The sequence below is a fragment of the Amycolatopsis saalfeldensis genome (assembly GCF_900110575.1).
Lineage (GTDB): Bacteria > Actinomycetota > Actinomycetes > Mycobacteriales > Pseudonocardiaceae > Amycolatopsis > Amycolatopsis saalfeldensis.
Window position 1 is genome coordinate 237,406 of record NZ_FOEF01000007.1, and the last position, 15,320, is coordinate 252,725.

The following is a 15,320-nucleotide window of genomic DNA, read 5'->3' on the forward strand; positions in this document are numbered from 1 at the left end:
TCCTACGGGTGCACGGGCAACGCGTGAAGATGGCCGACGGCCAGGCGCGCGGCCTCGCCGATGGACCGGTCGACCGCGGGCAGGCGGTCTTCGAGTGATGCGGCGCGGGTGAACACGGCCACGGCGAAGCGGCGGCCGTCCGCATAGGTCACCACGCCCGCTTCGTTGCGGATCGCCGGCAGGGTCCCGGTTTTCGCCGCGATCGTCACGCCGGACGGGAACCCGGACGAGATCCGGTGCGGCCAGATCTGCTGCGCCATGATCGCGCGCACCTTCTCGCACGCGGCCGGCTCACCCGCCCGGTCGGTCCAGACGGCGTCGAGCAGCGTGGTGATCTCACGCGGGGTCGAGGACGTGGTGCGCTCCGGGTCGAGCGCCGAGAGCTTCCACAGCTGCTCCGGGGTGGCCGCGGCGAGGATCTCCTCGATATCGCCGGAAGCCATGTCTCCGGAAGCGCCGAGATCGGCGGCGACGGAAGCGAACAAGTCTTCGCAGCAGCCGATCAGCCGGGTCCGGGAGAGCCCGAGGTCGCTGAGCACGCGGTCCACCGCCGCCTGGCCGACGCGGTGGAAGACGACGTCGGTCGCGGCGTTGTCGCTCATGGTCAGCATGAAGCGCGCCAGGTCCCGCCAGGTCATCTCGACGTCGTCGGCGCTGCCCGCGGTGCCGATGCCGCCGATCCGGTACCGCGCGGTGACCCGGGTCCGCTCGGTCTCGTCGAGCCGGCCGGCCACGACCTCGCGGGCGTAGGCGAGCGCGACCGGGATCTTGAACACCGACGCGAGCACCACCGGGGCGTCCGCGCCGACCCCGACCTCGGGCCCGTCCGGCACGCCCACCTCTCGCGCGTGCACGAACCCCTGCGCCCCCGCGCCGGCGAAAACCGCTTCGATCTCCTCGCCGACCACGCTCATCGGCTGACCCGCCGATCGGCCCGGCCGGTGTGGAGGTACAGCGCGCGCCCGTCGCCGTCATCGCCGACGAAGGCGTGCGACAGGTAGACACCCGGGAGCTGCCGGTGCGTGGCGACCAGTGTGTCGCCCTTCCAGCCCAGCAGTTCGGCCTTGTCCGGTGCCCCGCCGGCGGCCTCGGCGAAGACCCCCTTCGGCGTCTGCTCGATCCACAGCCTGCCGTCGGCGTCCTGGCTGACCACGGTGTCCGCCACCGCCGAGGAGTACTCGCCGACGTAACGGGTGCCGTCGGCCGGGGTCTCGGCGGGATTCGGCTCCGGCAGCGCCGGGATCTCCACTCCCGCCAGCTCGCCCAGCACCTTCCGGAAGACCTCCAGGTACACCTGCGTCGGCGAGCCGCCGTTGGTCAGCAGGGCCACCGCGACGTCCTGGCCCGGGACCACCCGCAGGAACGCCGACTGGCCGATGGTGCCGCCGTCGTGGCCGATCACCGGGCCGCCGGGCCAGTCGAAGAGCATCCAGCCGAGGCCCCAGGCCCCGCCCATCAGGCCGAGGTCGGGCAGCGCGACCTGCTGCTCCCGCATCGCGGCGACCGATTCCGGCGTCAGCACCTGGGTGCCGTCGTCGGCGCGGCCGCCGTTGAGGTGCATCCGGACGAAGGCCAGCAGGTCCCGCGGGCGCATCGCGAGCGTCGAACCGGCCGGGGCGTTGGACCGGGCGAGCGCCCAGACCGGCGCGGGCTGCGGCGACTCCTCCGGCGTCGGCTGGATGTGGCCGATCGCCGCGCGATAGCGGATTGCGTCGTACGGCCCGGCGGCCGCGTGCGTCAGGCCGAGCGGCACGAAGAGGTGATCACGCACGCAGTCGTCGTAGGACTTGCCGCGCAGCACCTCGATCACGCGGCCGAGCACGCAGTAGCCGGCATTGTTGTACGAGAACATCTCCCCCGGGGCGAACAGCTGGGGCACGTCGGAGAGCGTCTCGACGAGCTTCGCCACGCAGTCGTCACCCTGGCCGGTATCGGTGAAGATGTCGCCCTCGAACCCGGCGGTGTGGCAGGTCAGCTGCCGGACGGTGATCCGCGCCGCGGCGCCCTCGTCGGCGAGCGCGAACTCCGGCAGGTAGTCCCGGACCGGCCGGTCGAGGTCGAGCCGGCCCTCGTCGACCAGCTGCATGGCCAGCGTGGTCGTCCAGAGCTTCGTGATCGAGCCGATCTGGAACACCGAGTCCACTGTGGACTCCACGCCGGTGCCGGTGTTCAGCAGGCCCGCCGCGTGGTCGATCACCTCGCCGCCGGCGAGTACCGCGATCGCCGCCCCCGGCACCCGGTGCTCGGCCAGCAGTGCGGCCAGGTTGTCCTGGAGCCAGGCTTCGATCTGGGGAAGTTTCGACATGTGCACCTCATTGTCGAGGGGAAGGGGTCCGGGAAGGGGTCTCCGGGAAACGGCGGGGCCGGCAACGGGTGGTCCGGCGTCTCCGGAATGCTAGGTCGGTGACCGGCGTCACTTGTTCGTCGGAACCGAGGAGAGCGGCGGGAAAATTCGTCCGGGCCGACGAATCACGCGGCCGCCCTCAGCCACCCGACGGCCTCGGCCGCGGCGAAGCCGATGAAGGCGTCCCGCTCCGGCACCCTCGAGCGCGTGTCCTCGGCCCGCGTGAAGACCCCGACGGCGTAACGGCGCCCGTCCGGGTACTCGGCCACGCCCACCTCGTTGCGCACCGACGGCAGGGTCCCGGTCTTGCCGCTCACGCGGATCCCGTCGTCGGGGAACCCGGCCCGCAGCCGGTGCGGCCACACCTGGAGGTCCAGCCAGCGCCGGACCTCGGCGCACGCGGCGGGCGGCGCCGCCACGTCGAGCCAGATCATCCCGAGCAGCCGGGTGATCTCGGCGGCCGTCGTCCGGCACGTGTGCTCCGGCCGCAGCGCGCGCAACGCGGACACCTGCTCGTACGGCAGCCCGGCGAGCACCCCTCGTCGTCCTCATAGGACAGTCCGAGGTCCTCGCCGATGCTGTCCAGCACCTCGCGGCAGTCCTGCGGGACGGCGGTGTGCTCGAAGCCCAGGCGCCGCAAGGACGCGTTGACCGCCTCCCGGCCCACTTCGGCGAGGATCAGGTCGGTGGCGACGTTGTCGCTGATGCCGATCATCAGGGTCGCCAGGTCGTGCCAGGACAGCACCGCCTCGTGCCGGAAGGTGGCCAGGCCGTACGGGCTGGGAGTCGGGTGCCCCGGCGCGACGGTGACCCGCCCGGCCAGGTCGAAGGCCCCCTCGGCGGCCTGCCGGGCCAGCTCCAGCGCGACCGGGACCTTGAACACCGACGCGGTGACCACCGGCTCGTCCTCGCCGATGCCGAGCCGGCGCGGGCCGCCGATTTCGGCCGCGTGCAGCCAGACCCGGACGCCCACCTCCTTCGCGCGGCGGGTGATCGTGGCGATCGTTTCGGCTGCGGTGGTCATGACACTCCTGTCGGCCGGGGGCTGGCGAAGGCGAACTGCGCGGGGGTCTGCGGGACCCAGAAGGCGAACAGCACGGTGAGCAGCGTGCTGCCGATGAGGAAGCCGAACGCGGCGGTGTAGGAGAAGGTGTCGGCCAGCCAGCCCATCGCGAGCGGGGCGACCGCGCCGGCCACCTGGCCGCCGAAGTTCATCACCCCCATGCCGATCCCGGTCAGCGCCGTGGGCAGCACCCGCAGCGGCAGGCCGAAAACGCCCATCGTGGCCAGGCCGAAGACGCCGACGGCCAGCGTCTCGTAGACGGTGAACTCCACGGTGCTGCCCGCGTTCACCATGAGCACCAGCAGGACCACGGTCACCAGTGCGACCGAGCCGAGGTACCAGCGGCCGCGATCGTGGAAGTACCGGTCGAACAGCCAGCCGCCGAGGATGGTGGTGCCGATGCTGACCAGCATCGGGATCGCGGCCGCCACGCCGGTCTGGGTCAGCGAAAGGCCCCGCGCCTCCTGCAGGTAGCTCGGCACCCAGGTGACGAGGCCGTAGCTCAGCATGTTGGTGGTGCAGAACAACAGGGTGAACTTCCAGACCACCGGCGACTTCAGCAGCTGCTTGCGCGAGACCTCCGGGGTCTTCACCTCGGTGCGGGGCAGGCTGCGGAGCCGTTCCGGCAGCGCCTTGGGCAGGATCGCCCAGACCACGACGCCGATGACCACGCCGACGCCCGCCATCCAGAAGAACGTGTGCCGCCAGCCGACCGCCATCAGCAGCGGCCCGACGATCAGCGGCGCCACCCCCGTGCCGATCCCGCTCGCGGACAGCATCACCCCGGCGCTGGTCGCCCGGTTGGCCGGGGTCGTCCGCTCCGCGACCGCCTTGAACGAGGCCGCCGGGAAAAGTCCTTGGCACACCCCGAAAAGCCCGCGCACGACCAGCAGCATCCCGAACGTGCCCGCCATTCCGGTCAGCGCGGTGAACGCCGACCAGAGCACGAGCGTGACCAGCATCGGGCCCCGGGCGCCGAACCGGTCGGCGAGGAACCCGGCCGGGATCTGGCAGACCATGTAGACCAGGGCGAACACCGTCACCAGCCAGCCCTGCCCGGTCTTGCCGACGCCGAACTCCCGGCCGATCAGGGGCAGCGCCATCCCGATCGAGAACCGGTCGATGTAGTCCACCGACCAGGCGAACACCATCACCGTCATGGTGAGCAGCGCCGTCCGGTTGATCCGCCGCGCTGTCCAGGTGTCTTCGTCGACCACTGCCGTCATGGCGCCTCCACGGGAGCGTGAGAGAAGGTGAACGGCACGGGCCAGCGCGCCGGTCCCTCATTCTGATCAGCGCTTTCCGCCCGGAGTTCGTGCGTTCACACGAACATCCGGAGCCCTTTCGAGCCGGGGCGACGAATTCCCCTGTGTTGCCAGGCCCGGTGTGGTCAGCCTGCCTCGGCGTGTGACGGTCCGGTCCCCGGCGGCAGCAGCCGCAGCTGGAGCATGGCGGCGAAGCGGTCCCCGGGGTCGGTGAGGTCGATCTCGCCGACCTCGGCGAGCCGCCGCAGCCGGTACCGGAAGGTGCTCGGGTGGACGAAGGCGGCGGCGGACGCCGCGGTGATGTCCCCGAAGGCGTCGAGCCAGCAGCGCAGGGTGTGCACGAGCTGGGACCGGTGGCGGGCGTCGTAGTCCAGCAGCCGCGCGACCGGGCCGGTCGCGCCGTCCCCCCGGGCCGCGGCGAGATCGGCGAGTTCCAGCATCAACGCGTCGACGTGGGCGTCCTCGGCGGTGATCACCCGCTTGGCGCCGCCGCCGGTGAGCAGTACCCGCAACGCCCGGTCCGCGCCGTCACGCGAGGCGCGCAGGCCCGAGCCGTCGAGCGCGAGCCCGCCGATGCCGATCGCCGCGGCCGCCCGCTTTCCGGTGCGCTCCAAGAAGGTCGACGCGATCCGCACCGCGCGCGCCGGGCCGTCGGCGGGCATCGGGACGATCCCGTACGCGACATCGCCGACGAGCGCGACGGCCGCCCGCGGCTGGACCGCGCTCAGGTGCATGGCCAGCGCGTCGGCGACCCGCTGGCGTTCCGCGACCAGGCGCAGGCCGTCGTCGGACTCGGACTCCGGCGTGCCGAGCAGCCCCATCGCGAGCACCACCGCGGGCTGGCCCAGCAGGCCGAGCCGGGCGATGGCCTCCGGCGCCCCGGCGCCGCCTTCGAGCGCCGTGCTCACCAGATCGGCGCGCAGCCGCCGTTCCACGTCCGCGCCCGCCCGCAGCCGGAGCAGGTGAAGCGCCACGAGTTTGGCCGCGTCGACCAGCGCCTGCGTCCGCTCTTCGCTCAACGGCTCGTGCACTGCCGCCCAGATCGACCCCAGCACCTCGTCACCCGCCCGGACGGCGACGGCCACGCGGGGCAGGCTGATCCCTTCGTGCTCGTAGCGGAGCGGGTCGACGTACACCGGGGCGTGGTCGCGATAGAGCCGCTCGAAGACGCCGTCCTGCTCGAGGTCACGGGTGAACCGCTCCGGGACCTGACGGCCCAGCACGGTCTCGATGCGCGACGAGTCCGCTTCGTCCTGGCGGCCGGAGAACGCGAGGACCCGCGAGTTGCGGTCCTCGATGGTCACCGGCGCGTCCAGGAGCGCGGCCACCGCGTTGGCGAGCGCGAACAGGTCGCCCGAGGGCAGGCCGCCGAGGGTCTGCGGCGAGACGTCGCCGATGTCGCCTTCGGACAGGAGCGTCCGCAGCATGGCGGCGAGCTGGGTCCAGGACGCGCCGGACGCGAGCCCGAGCAGCGCGACGCCGGACGAGTCCGCCGCCTGCCGCAGCGCCGGCGACGAAACGACCGGGGAGCGGACGACCAGCGCCGCCGCGCCCCGCCGGCCGGCCTCGTGCATCAGGCGGACGACCTCGTCCGGCTCCCGCACGCCGACGCCGAGCACCACGGCGTGGCGGGGGAACTCGGCGTCGTCGTGCGGATCGTGGATCACCACCCCGCCGAGCTGCCGGCGGGTGAGCCGGGCGACCGCGACCGGCTCCAGGAGCACTTCCCCGAGGTCGTCCAGGACACGCCCGAGGGTGGTGTGAGAGGGGCCCGGTGTCACCATCACCCGACGCTAGCCCCCGATCGCCCCGGACCGAATAGTCCGGCGCGACCAAATCCACCCCCGGAGTTCGTCCCCGGCTACGAAGCGATCCACCGCTTCGCCGTGGTGACCTCCTCGAGCAGCTCCGGGATCGGCGCCACCCCGAGCCCCGGCCCGGCCGGCACGGGCAGGTGCCCGGCGTCCAGCACGAACGGCTCGGTGATGTCGGTGCGGTAGAACCGGTCCGACGCCGAGGTGTCGCCGGGCAGGGTGAACCCGGGCAGCGAGGCGAGCGCGACGTTGGCCGCGCGGCCCAGCCCGGTCTCGATCATCCCGCCGCACCACACCGGCACCCCGTGGGCCGCGCAGACGTCGTGCACCCGGCGGGCTTCGAGGTAACCGCCGACGCGGCCCGGCTTGATGTTCACGATCTGGCAGGCGCCGAGCTTGATGGCGTCGGCCGCGGCCCGGGCCGAAACGATCGTCTCGTCGAGGCAGACCGGCGTCCGGATGCGCCGGGCCAGTTCGGCGTGGCCGAGCACGTCCTCCTCTTCCAGCGGCTGCTCGATCAGGAGCAGGCCGAACGGGTCGAGCCGGGCCAGCAACGGCGCGTCGCCCAGCGTGTACGCGGTGTTCGCGTCGACCTGGAGCAGCACATCGTCACCGAAACGCTCGCGCACCGCGCGCACCGGCTCGACGTCCCAGCCGGGCTCGATCTTCAGCTTGATCCGCAGGTACCCCTCGTCGAGGTAGCCGGCGACGACGTCGAGCAGCTGCGGGACGGAGTCCATGATCCCGACGGAGACCCCGCAGGGCACGGAGTCGCGGGTGGACCCCAGCTCGGCGGCGAACGAGCGGTCGGCGGCGCGGAGTTCGGCGTCGAGGACCGCCATCTCCAGCGCCCCCTTCGCCATCCGGTGGCCCTTGAACTTCGCCAGGGTCGGCGCCACCTTGTTCGCGGTCACGTCGCCGGAGTGCAGCAGCGCCGGGATCAGGTGGTTCACCAGCACGTGCTCGGCGCCGTCGTTGTACTCCGAGGAGTAGAGCGGGCCGGCCATCGTGACGCACTCGCCCCAGCCCTCGCCGGCAGGGGTCACCGCGCGCAGGAGCAGCAGTTCCCGTTCGGTCTGGGTACCGAAGGAGGTCCGGAACGGGGCCACCAGCGGCATCCGTACCCGGCGCAGTTCCACACCACTGAGTTTCACGACTGCTCCTTAGTGATCACGTACCAGCCGGCACGATCGAAACCGGTGACCCGGGCGCCGTCCGCCATCAGCCCGCCGAGCACCTCGCGCAGCGCCGAGCGCCACGCCGCGGCGCGGCCGGGATCGTCGTGGCGAAGGCGTTCTATGTCGGACGGGACGGCGGCAAGCACGACCGGGGAACTCGTCGATCCCGTCACGGGCCCGCCGTCGGGACCGGCCGAGAGCGCGATCGAGGCGCCCCGCTCCCGCCAGGCGCGCGCGTCGGCCGGCACCGGTTCGCCGAAGGACGCGGCCCGCACGGCCGGGCTGGTCAGGTCCCAGCCGACCATCAGCCGGTCGGTCTCGCCCGAGCCGTTGATCCGGTCGGCCATCGGCCCGTAGAAGTCCGGCAGGTACCGCAGCGGCAGCGCGCCGAGCTTGCCGAGGTTGAAATAGGCGTTGCGGCGCACCAGCGGGTCGAAAGTCCAGCTGATCACCGACACGTCCTGGGCCAGCGCCCAGCCGCGCTGGTGCAGTTTGAGCGCCTGGCCGATCCCCCGGCCGGCGCCGGAGGCGGCCACCCCGGCGATGTGGCTGTGCAGGCCGCCCTTCCCGGGGTGCCCGAAAAAGCCGAAACAGGCGCCGAGGAGTTCGCCCTGCCCGAACGCGCCGGCGACGTAGTTCCCGGCGCTGGACATCGCCCGCAGCAGTTCCGTGGTCAGCGGCCGGGCGCCGGGCGCGGACCGCCAGATCGACTCGAACAGGTCGCCGGCCGCGGTCAGCTCCGCGACCTCGGTCAGCTCACGGATTTCGACGCCGGCGGCCCCGGCCGCGGCCCGCGCGACGGCGACCGCTTCGTCGCGCACCGCCCGGGCGGGAAGGCTTTCCGCATTCGTCGTCAGATTCGTCACGGGACGATCCCCTTTCCCGGCTCCCCCGCCAAAGTCATTTCGCTTCGCGTTTCGCGAGCACGTTTTCGACGAGCGCGGTGAGCAGTTCGGTGCGGCGCGGCAATTCCGCGACCAGGACGTGTTCGTGGTCGGCGTGCGCGCCGCCGCCGACGGCGCCGAGGCCGTCGAGCGTCGGAACCCCCATGCCGGCGGTGTAATTGCCGTCCGAGGCGCCGCCGACCGAAGCCGCGCTCAGCTCGCCGAGCCCGAGCCCGGCCGACAGTTCCCGGGCGAGCCGGAACAATCCCGCCGAGGACGAGGTCTCCAGCGGCGGGCGGTTGATCCCACCGTGGACCCGCACCTGCGCGTTTTCCAGCACCGGCCGCAGTTCCCGCAGCTCCCGGTCGACGCGCAGCTGCTCGGCCCCGTCCGGCGCCCGCACGTCGACCTCCACGCCGGCCGCCGCGGGCACGGTGTTGACGGTGGTGCCCGCCGAGATCACCGTGGGCACCACGCTCGTGCCCCGCGCCGGATCGGCGAGCGCCGCCATGGCGAGGACCTGGTGTGCGACCTCGATCCCGGCGTTGACCCCCCGCTCGGGCTCGAGCCCGGCGTGCGCGGCCCGGCCGGTCACCGCGATCCGGTAGTGCGAAACGCCTTTGCGGCCGGTCTTCAGCGCGCCCCCGTCGGCCGAGGCTTCGAGCACAAACGCCGCGTCGCAGCCCCTCGCTTCTTCTTCGATCAGCCCGCGGGACGAGGGCGAGCCGAGTTCCTCGTCCCCGGTGACCAAAATGGACAGTCCGGCGCGATCGGGCAGGGCCGCGGCGGCGTGCAGCGCCATCACGACCCCGGCCTTCATGTCGAAGCAGCCGGGACCGCGCAGCACGCCGTCGGCCACCGAAAACGGATGGGAGGCCAGCGATCCCAGCGGCCACACCGTGTCGTGGTGGCCGAGCAGCAGCACGCGCGGCGGGCCGTCGCCGAACCGCCAGCGCAGGTGGGTGCAGCCGTCGAGGACGATCCGCTCGGGCTCCGCGCCCAGCAGCGCCCGGCCCATCCCGGCCAGCACCTCGGCGCTGCGGGCCACGGCCGCGTGATCGGACGACGGGGATTCGCAGCACACCAGCGTTTTGATGTCCGCGAGGAGGGCGCGCACGTCGGGCCCGGTCATCGCGGCTCGCCCCGCAGCGGACGGCCGGGGAAGGCGTCCGTGCGCAAGTGCCCGTCGCTGACCACCGGAACGCCCGCGACGAACAGGTGCCGGACGCCGACCGAAGGCCGGGTCGAATCGAAGTAAGTGGCCGCGTCCGTGATCGCGGCGGGGTCGAGGACGACGATATCGGCGTCCGCACCCACGTCGAGCCGGCCCTTCGCCCGCGCCGCGGGAGCGACCTCGTCGAGCACCCGCGCGGGCAGGTAAGAACAGCGCCGGAACGCCTCCAGCCAGGTCCACGCCCCGCTCTCGCGCACCATCAGGCGCAACGTCTTGGCGTACGTCCCGGCCGTGCGCGGATGGGTCGTACCACCCGGCGGCAGCGGCCATTCGGCCGACTCGCTGACCCCGTCCTTCCAGAAGACGGGCATCGCGTCACTGGCGACGATCGCGTCCGGGAAGGCGAGCGCCTGGTGCAGCAGCGCGCGGTCGAGCGGGTCCTTCTCGTCGAGGAATTCCAGGATGCACGGCGCTCCCGGGTCCTCGGCGCGGACCTGGAGCAGGCGGGCCTCGTCGGAGAACCGTTCCCCGGTCTCCAGCATCACCACGCTCGACGGGCTCAGTCCCTTCATCTTCAACCGCTCGGGCGAGAGGAAGGCCGCGCCGATCGCGGTGCTGCCCGCGCCGTACGGGTACGCCTCGACCGTCACCCGTGAACCGGCGGAGCGGCCGGCCTCCAGCTCGGCGAGCACCCGGTCGACGTGCCGGCCGGAGGTGCTGTTGACGTGGCAGTGGTGCATCGCGGCGCCGGTCTCGGCCGCGACGATCGCGATCTCCCCCGAGCCGTCGGCGGGAGTGGCCGGGTCGACCTCGACCAGCTCGCGCACGTGGGTGTACGTGGGCACGCCGGCCTCCTTGGCGAGCCGGGCCACGGCCAGGAACTCACCCGGGTCGGTGGCCGGCGCGTAACCGAGCAGCACGCCGATGCCGAGCGCGCCCGCGGCCAGCTCACCGTCCACAAGGGACAGCCAGGCGGCCAGCTCGCCCGGCGACGAAGACCGTTGCCAGGCGGTGTTCCCGAGCACGGCGAGCCCGCTGCCGATGTTCGCGTCGGGCTCGATCCCGGCGAGCACCTTGGCCCTCGCGCTGCCCCACGAGGCGGAGAAGCCGTAGTGCAGCGGGCGTCCCGCGGCGGCGGCCTCGGCGTACGCCCGCTCGACCGGCATCAGCCCGGCTTCCAGGTCGAGTGCCGTGGTCACCCCGTCCATCGCCTGCAGCCGCTGGCCGGCGATGGTGTGCACGTGGCTGTGCAGGTCGATGAACCCGGGCCCGACGACCAGCCCGGAGACGTCGATCTCCGTGTCACCCGCGCCGCCCGGCCCGCCCGCGCCGACGGCGGTGATCACCCCGTCGGTCACCAGGACGTCGGCGATCCCGTCGAATCCCGTCGCCGGATCGATGACGCGGCCGCCGCGCAAGAGTGTCCGCATGCTCCGTCTCCTCGCCTCGTGTCACCTCGCTTCCGGCGACACTAGGAGGTTTCGCGGACCGTCCGTTCGTAGCGCGTGACGAATCCGGGGCGGCAGATCCATCCAGCCGGACGAACCCGCTTCAGCGCCGGATCAGCGCCGGATCAGGCCGAGGTCGGTCGCGGCCGCGACGGCGGCGGTGCGCGAATCGACGCCGAGTTTGCTGTAAACGCGGGCCAAGTGGGATTTGACGGTGCCTTCGGTGAGGTGCAGCCGACGGGCCAGCGCCTGGTTGGACAGCCCGTCGGCGACCAGGGTGAGGACTTCGATCTCCCGCCGGGTCAGCGCGGCGCCCGGGGTGCGCAGCCGGTTCATCAGGCGGTCGGCGACCCTGGGGGCCAGCGTCGTGCGCCCGGCCGCGGCGGTGCGCACCGCGGCGGCGAGGTCCTCGGGCAGGGCGTCCTTGAGGAGGTAGCCGGTGGCGCCGGCCTCGATGGCGGGCAGGGTGTCGGCGTCGGTGTCGTAGGTGGTGACGACCAGCACCCGCGGGCCGCCAGGCCGGGCGGTGATCGCGGCGGTCGCCTCGGCGCCGTTCATGCCGGCGCCGAACTGCAGGTCCATCAGCACGACGTCGATGTCGCCCTCGGCCGCGCGGGCCACCGCCTCCCGCGCGGTCGCGGCCTCGGCGACCACCACGAGGTCCGGCTCGGCCTCCAGCACGGCCCGGAGCCCGGCCCGCACCACGGGGTGATCGTCGGCCAGCAGGAGGCGGATCGGGGTGCCGGTCATGGGCGGGCCTCGGGTTCAGTGGGCGTGAGAAGGGGCAGCCGGGCCGCCAGCGCGGTGCCGTGACCGGTGCCGGATTCGATGGTGACGGTGCCGCCGAGCGCCTGCGCACGGGTCCGCATCGCGGCCAGGCCGAAGCCGCTTCCGGCGTCCGGGGTCACCAGCCGGGCGGGGTCGAAGCCGGTGCCGTCGTCGACGACGTCGAGGGAGACCTCGTCCCCGAGGTAGCTGAGGGTGACCTCGGCGGTGGTGGCCTGGGCGTGCCGGACGGTGTTCGCCAGCGCGGCTTGAGCGACGCGCAGCAGGGCGACCACGTGCGCGGTCGGCAGCGGCACGACGTCGCCGGTCAGGTGGAAGCGCGCCGTGATCCGGTGACGGGCGCTGGTGGTGGCGCACAAGCGTTCCAGGGCGCCGGCCAGCGTCGTGTCGTCCAGGGCGGGCGGGGTGAGGGCGGCGACGAAACGGCGGGCTTCGGCGAGGTTGTCCGCCGCGGCCTGGCGGGCCTGTTCGACGTAGCGGGCGGCGTTCTCCGAGGGCAGGTCGCGCGCGGCGGCGCGCAACAGCAGCTGGATGCTGGACAGCCCTTGGGCCAGGGTGTCGTGGATCTCGCGGGCCAGCCGCTCGCGTTCGGCCAGCACCCCGGCTTCGTGCTGGGCCTCGGCCAGGTCGGCGCGGGTGGCGGTCAGCTCCTCGATCAGGCGCCGTCGGCGATCGCTCTCCCGGTACAGGGCCTGGTACCCCCACACCACCGCGACCGCCACCGCCGCGCCGAGCGCCGGGCCGATCGCGATGGCCGGGCTGAAGGATCCCCGGTGCGCGGCGAAGGCGCCGACCGCGGCGAGCGCGGTCACGGCCACTGCCACCAGCCCGGCCCGGCGTGAAAGCAGGTGCAGCTGGAGGAAGTACAGCGGGAAGGCGACCCACACCCCGTCGGCGGTCAGCACCAGCAGCGCCAGCCACACGGCGCCCACCACGGCCAGCCACCCGGCGGCGGCGCGGCGGGAGGCGCGGACGCGCGGCAGCAGCGGCCCGGCCGCGTACACGAGCCCGCACGCTGCCGCCACCGCGACGACCGCCCCGGCCTGCGGGAGGCGGTCGGCCACCGCCCGGGCGCCGGCCAGCACGAGCAGCCCCGCGAACAGCAGGTGCAGGCACCACGACAGGGTGCGGCTGGTCGGGGTCAGCGAGGGGGCGGCGGCGTTCACAGTGAGTCCAGGTTACGGAGGACGGCCGCGCGACGCCTCCATCAAAAGGTAGAACCGGCGAGCCCCCTTACGGCGCGCGAAGTGCGGTCCGCCGCCAGATGCGTCCACAGGGGACTGGCGGGGACCGTTGAGGGCACATCGATCCCCCGCCGTGAGAAAGAGAACCCGTGTACGTCGCCTGGAGAGACCTGAAGTTCGCCAAAGGGCGCTTCGCCCTGATGGGCACCGTTGTCGTGCTGATCACCCTGCTGGTCGGCCTGCTGTCCGGGCTGACCGCCGGGCTGGGCCGGCAGAACATCTCCGCGATCACCGGCCTGCCCGCCGACGAGATCGCCTTCGCCGCGCCGAGCGGCGGCCAAAGCCTTTCCTACGCCAACTCCACTGTCACCTCGAAGCAGTGGCAGCAGTGGGCGGGCGCGCCCGGCGTCGTCAGGGCCGAACCGCTGGGCATCACCACCACCAAGGCCGTCGCCGGCGACCGCAGCGCCGCCGTTTCGGTGTTCGGCGTCCGGCCCGGCTCCGCCCTCGCCCCGGACAGCGGCCGGCTCGCCGGGCCGTCGGTGGTGCTGTCCACCACGGCCGCCGACGACCTCGGCGTCACGGCCGGCGGCACCGTCACCGTGGCCGGGCAGCGACTGGGCGTGGCCGCGGTGTCGGGCGACGCCTCGTTCAGCCACACCCCGGTGATCTGGACCGGCCTCGACGTCTGGGCGAAGGCCGCTCCCCCGAGCGGCGCCGCCGACCGCCCGGCCGCGACCGTGCTCGCGCTCAACACCTCGGGCGCCGACCTGGCGGCCGTCGACCGGGCCGCGGGCACCCGGACCGTCACGAAGGACGACTCGCTGTCCGCGATCGGCTCCTACACCTCCGAAAACGGCTCCCTGCAGCTGATGCGCGGCTTCCTGTTCGCCATTTCGGCGTTGGTGATCGGTGCTTTCTTCACCGTCTGGACCATCCAGCGCAGTGGTGACATCGCCGTCCTCAAGGCGCTGGGCTCCACCACCGCCGGGCTGCTGAAGGACGCCCTCGGCCAGGCCGTCGTCCTGCTCGCCGGCGGCACGCTGGCCGGCTCCGGCCTCGCCGCCGCGCTGGGCGCCGTCGTCTCCGGCTCGGCCGTGCCGTTCGCGCTGACGCCCGCCACCATCCTGTTCCCGGCCGCCGTGATGATCCTGCTCGGCGCGCTCGGGGCCGCCCTGTCCATCCGCCGCATCACCGCGGTCGACCCGCTGACCGCACTGGGAAGTGCCCGATGAGCCTCAACCTGACCGGCGTCACCCTCACCTACCCCGACGGCGACGCCCGTCTCACCGCGCTGGACCAGGTCAGCCTGGACGTTCCCCGGGGCAGCCTGACCGTCGTGGCCGGCCCGTCGGGCTCCGGCAAGTCGAGCCTGCTGGCCGTCGCCGCCACCCTGATCACGCCCGATTCCGGCACCGTGACCGTCGACGGCACCGCCACCGCCGGCCTGAGCCGCGCCGAGCTGACCGACCTGCGCCGGCACAAGATCGGCATCGTCTTCCAGCAGCCCAACCTGCTGCCTTCGCTGACCGCCGCCGAACAGCTCCAGGTGATGGCCCGGATCGACGGCCGCTCCCCCGCCAAGGCCCGCGGCCGGGCGATGGACCTGCTCGACGCCGTCGGCCTCGCCGCCCAGGCCGGCCGCCGCCCGCACCAACTGTCCGGCGGGCAGCGCCAGCGCGTCAGCATCGCCCGCGCCCTGATGAACGTCCCGACGGTGCTGCTGGTCGACGAGCCCACCAGCGCCCTGGACCACGAGCGCGGCGCCGCCGTGATCGACCTGATCACCCGCCTCACCCACCAGCAGGCCACCGCCACCGTCCTGGTCACCCACGACCGCGCCCACCTGACCGCGGCCGACCAGCTCACCGAAGTCCACGACGGACGGCTTGCGGTCACCGTGGGGTGAGGGCGTCGGCAATCCGCCGGGCGGCCTGTGCCGGGGTGAGCTGCGTGGTGTCGACGACCTCGGCCTCGCGGTGCAACCAGGTGCGGGCCGCCTCGGCGTAGGGCTCGAGGTACTGGAGCCGGAAGCGCGAGGGGACGGGATGCGCGTCCTCGATGCGCCGGCGGAGGGTGTCCTGGTCGGCGTGGAGGACGAAGTGCCGGACCGGGATGCCATGGCGGGCGAGGCCCGTGCTGATCTCGCGCCAGTACGGCTCGACCAGGACCGTCATGGA

The 15,320-nt window shown here is 73.2% G+C and carries 13 protein-coding genes and 1 pseudogene; 2 read left to right on the forward strand and 12 right to left on the reverse strand.

Annotated elements, in window-relative coordinates; translation table 11 throughout:
* Nucleotides 1–2: 2 nt before the first annotated feature.
* The 11 genes and pseudogenes from BMY97_RS18510 to BMY97_RS18560 form a co-directional block, all read right to left on the reverse strand.
* A complete protein-coding gene (locus BMY97_RS18510) occupies nt 3–914 on the reverse strand; it encodes a serine hydrolase (protein WP_091618109.1) in 912 nt (303 codons plus the stop codon).
* The gene (locus tag BMY97_RS18515) at nt 911–2,305 is read right to left on the reverse strand and encodes a serine hydrolase domain-containing protein (protein WP_091618110.1); all 1,395 of its coding nucleotides are present in this window, start codon (nt 2,303–2,305) and stop codon (nt 911–913) included. The genes BMY97_RS18510 and BMY97_RS18515 overlap by 4 nt, the downstream gene beginning before the upstream one ends.
* Nucleotides 2,306–2,469: 164 nt before the next feature.
* Nucleotides 2,470–3,368, reverse strand: a pseudogene (locus BMY97_RS18520) (serine hydrolase).
* Entirely contained in the window at nt 3,365–4,633 is a 1,269-nt protein-coding gene (locus BMY97_RS18525) for an MFS transporter (protein WP_091618111.1), read from the reverse strand. The pseudogene BMY97_RS18520 and the gene BMY97_RS18525 overlap by 4 nt, the downstream one beginning before the upstream one ends.
* A gap of 164 nt (nt 4,634–4,797) precedes the next feature.
* Nucleotides 4,798–6,456: a PucR family transcriptional regulator gene (locus tag BMY97_RS18530; RefSeq protein WP_091618112.1), complete on the reverse strand. Its 1,659-nt coding sequence runs from the start codon at nt 6,454–6,456 to the stop codon at nt 4,798–4,800.
* A gap of 77 nt (nt 6,457–6,533) precedes the next feature.
* Complete coding sequence (menC, locus tag BMY97_RS18535) at nt 6,534–7,640, reverse strand: o-succinylbenzoate synthase (RefSeq protein ID WP_091618113.1); 1,107 nt, start codon at nt 7,638–7,640, stop codon at nt 6,534–6,536.
* Nucleotides 7,637–8,530, reverse strand: coding sequence for a GNAT family N-acetyltransferase (locus tag BMY97_RS18540; RefSeq protein WP_091618114.1), 894 nt, complete (start codon nt 8,528–8,530; stop codon nt 7,637–7,639). The genes menC and BMY97_RS18540 overlap by 4 nt, the downstream gene beginning before the upstream one ends.
* Nucleotides 8,531–8,564: 34 nt before the next feature.
* A complete protein-coding gene (locus BMY97_RS18545) occupies nt 8,565–9,680 on the reverse strand; it encodes a M20 family metallopeptidase (protein ID WP_091618115.1) in 1,116 nt (371 codons plus the stop codon).
* On the reverse strand, nt 9,677–11,152 hold the full coding sequence (locus BMY97_RS18550) for an amidohydrolase family protein (RefSeq protein WP_091618116.1): 1,476 nt from the start codon (nt 11,150–11,152) through the stop codon (nt 9,677–9,679). The genes BMY97_RS18545 and BMY97_RS18550 overlap by 4 nt, the downstream gene beginning before the upstream one ends.
* A 132-nt stretch (nt 11,153–11,284) precedes the next feature.
* Nucleotides 11,285–11,920 (reverse strand): response regulator, encoded by a 636-nt coding sequence (locus BMY97_RS18555; RefSeq protein WP_091618117.1) that lies wholly within the window; start codon nt 11,918–11,920, stop codon nt 11,285–11,287.
* Nucleotides 11,917–13,122, reverse strand: a complete 1,206-nt coding sequence (locus BMY97_RS18560; protein ID WP_091618118.1) for a sensor histidine kinase — start codon at nt 13,120–13,122, stop codon at nt 11,917–11,919. Before BMY97_RS18560 ends, BMY97_RS18555 begins: the two co-directional genes overlap by 4 nt.
* 167 nt (nt 13,123–13,289) lie before the next feature.
* Here BMY97_RS18560 and BMY97_RS18565 point away from each other — a divergent pair, with 167 nt between their 5' ends.
* Both BMY97_RS18565 and BMY97_RS18570 read left to right on the forward strand, forming a co-directional pair.
* The gene (locus BMY97_RS18565; protein ID WP_091618119.1) at nt 13,290–14,375 is read left to right on the forward strand and encodes an ABC transporter permease; all 1,086 of its coding nucleotides are present in this window, start codon (nt 13,290–13,292) and stop codon (nt 14,373–14,375) included.
* The gene (locus tag BMY97_RS18570; protein WP_091618120.1) at nt 14,372–15,049 is read left to right on the forward strand and encodes an ABC transporter ATP-binding protein; all 678 of its coding nucleotides are present in this window, start codon (nt 14,372–14,374) and stop codon (nt 15,047–15,049) included. Before BMY97_RS18565 ends, BMY97_RS18570 begins: the two co-directional genes overlap by 4 nt.
* On the opposite strand, the gene BMY97_RS47775 is transcribed toward BMY97_RS18570, so the two are convergent.
* Complete coding sequence (locus tag BMY97_RS47775; RefSeq protein WP_218156808.1) at nt 15,036–15,317, reverse strand: hypothetical protein; 282 nt, start codon at nt 15,315–15,317, stop codon at nt 15,036–15,038. The two genes, BMY97_RS18570 and BMY97_RS47775, sit on opposite strands and share 14 nt — an antisense overlap.
* Between the last annotated feature and the right edge of the window lie 3 nt (nt 15,318–15,320).

Coding starts and splice junctions, on each gene's coding strand:
- BMY97_RS18510 (WP_091618109.1), bottom strand. CDS start 914: ATGAGCGTGGTCGGCGAGGAGATCGAAGCGGTTTTCGCCGGCGCGGGG.
- BMY97_RS18555 (WP_091618117.1), bottom strand. CDS start 11,920: ATGACCGGCACCCCGATCCGCCTCCTGCTGGCCGACGATCACCCCGTG.
- BMY97_RS18550 (WP_091618116.1), bottom strand. CDS start 11,152: ATGCGGACACTCTTGCGCGGCGGCCGCGTCATCGATCCGGCGACGGGA.
- BMY97_RS18530 (WP_091618112.1), bottom strand. CDS start 6,456: ATGGTGACACCGGGCCCCTCTCACACCACCCTCGGGCGTGTCCTGGAC.
- BMY97_RS18525 (WP_091618111.1), bottom strand. CDS start 4,633: ATGACGGCAGTGGTCGACGAAGACACCTGGACAGCGCGGCGGATCAAC.
- BMY97_RS47775 (WP_218156808.1), bottom strand. CDS start 15,317: ATGACGGTCCTGGTCGAGCCGTACTGGCGCGAGATCAGCACGGGCCTC.
- BMY97_RS18545 (WP_091618115.1), bottom strand. CDS start 9,680: ATGACCGGGCCCGACGTGCGCGCCCTCCTCGCGGACATCAAAACGCTG.
- BMY97_RS18515 (WP_091618110.1), bottom strand. CDS start 2,305: ATGTCGAAACTTCCCCAGATCGAAGCCTGGCTCCAGGACAACCTGGCC.
- BMY97_RS18570 (WP_091618120.1), top strand. CDS start 14,372: ATGAGCCTCAACCTGACCGGCGTCACCCTCACCTACCCCGACGGCGAC.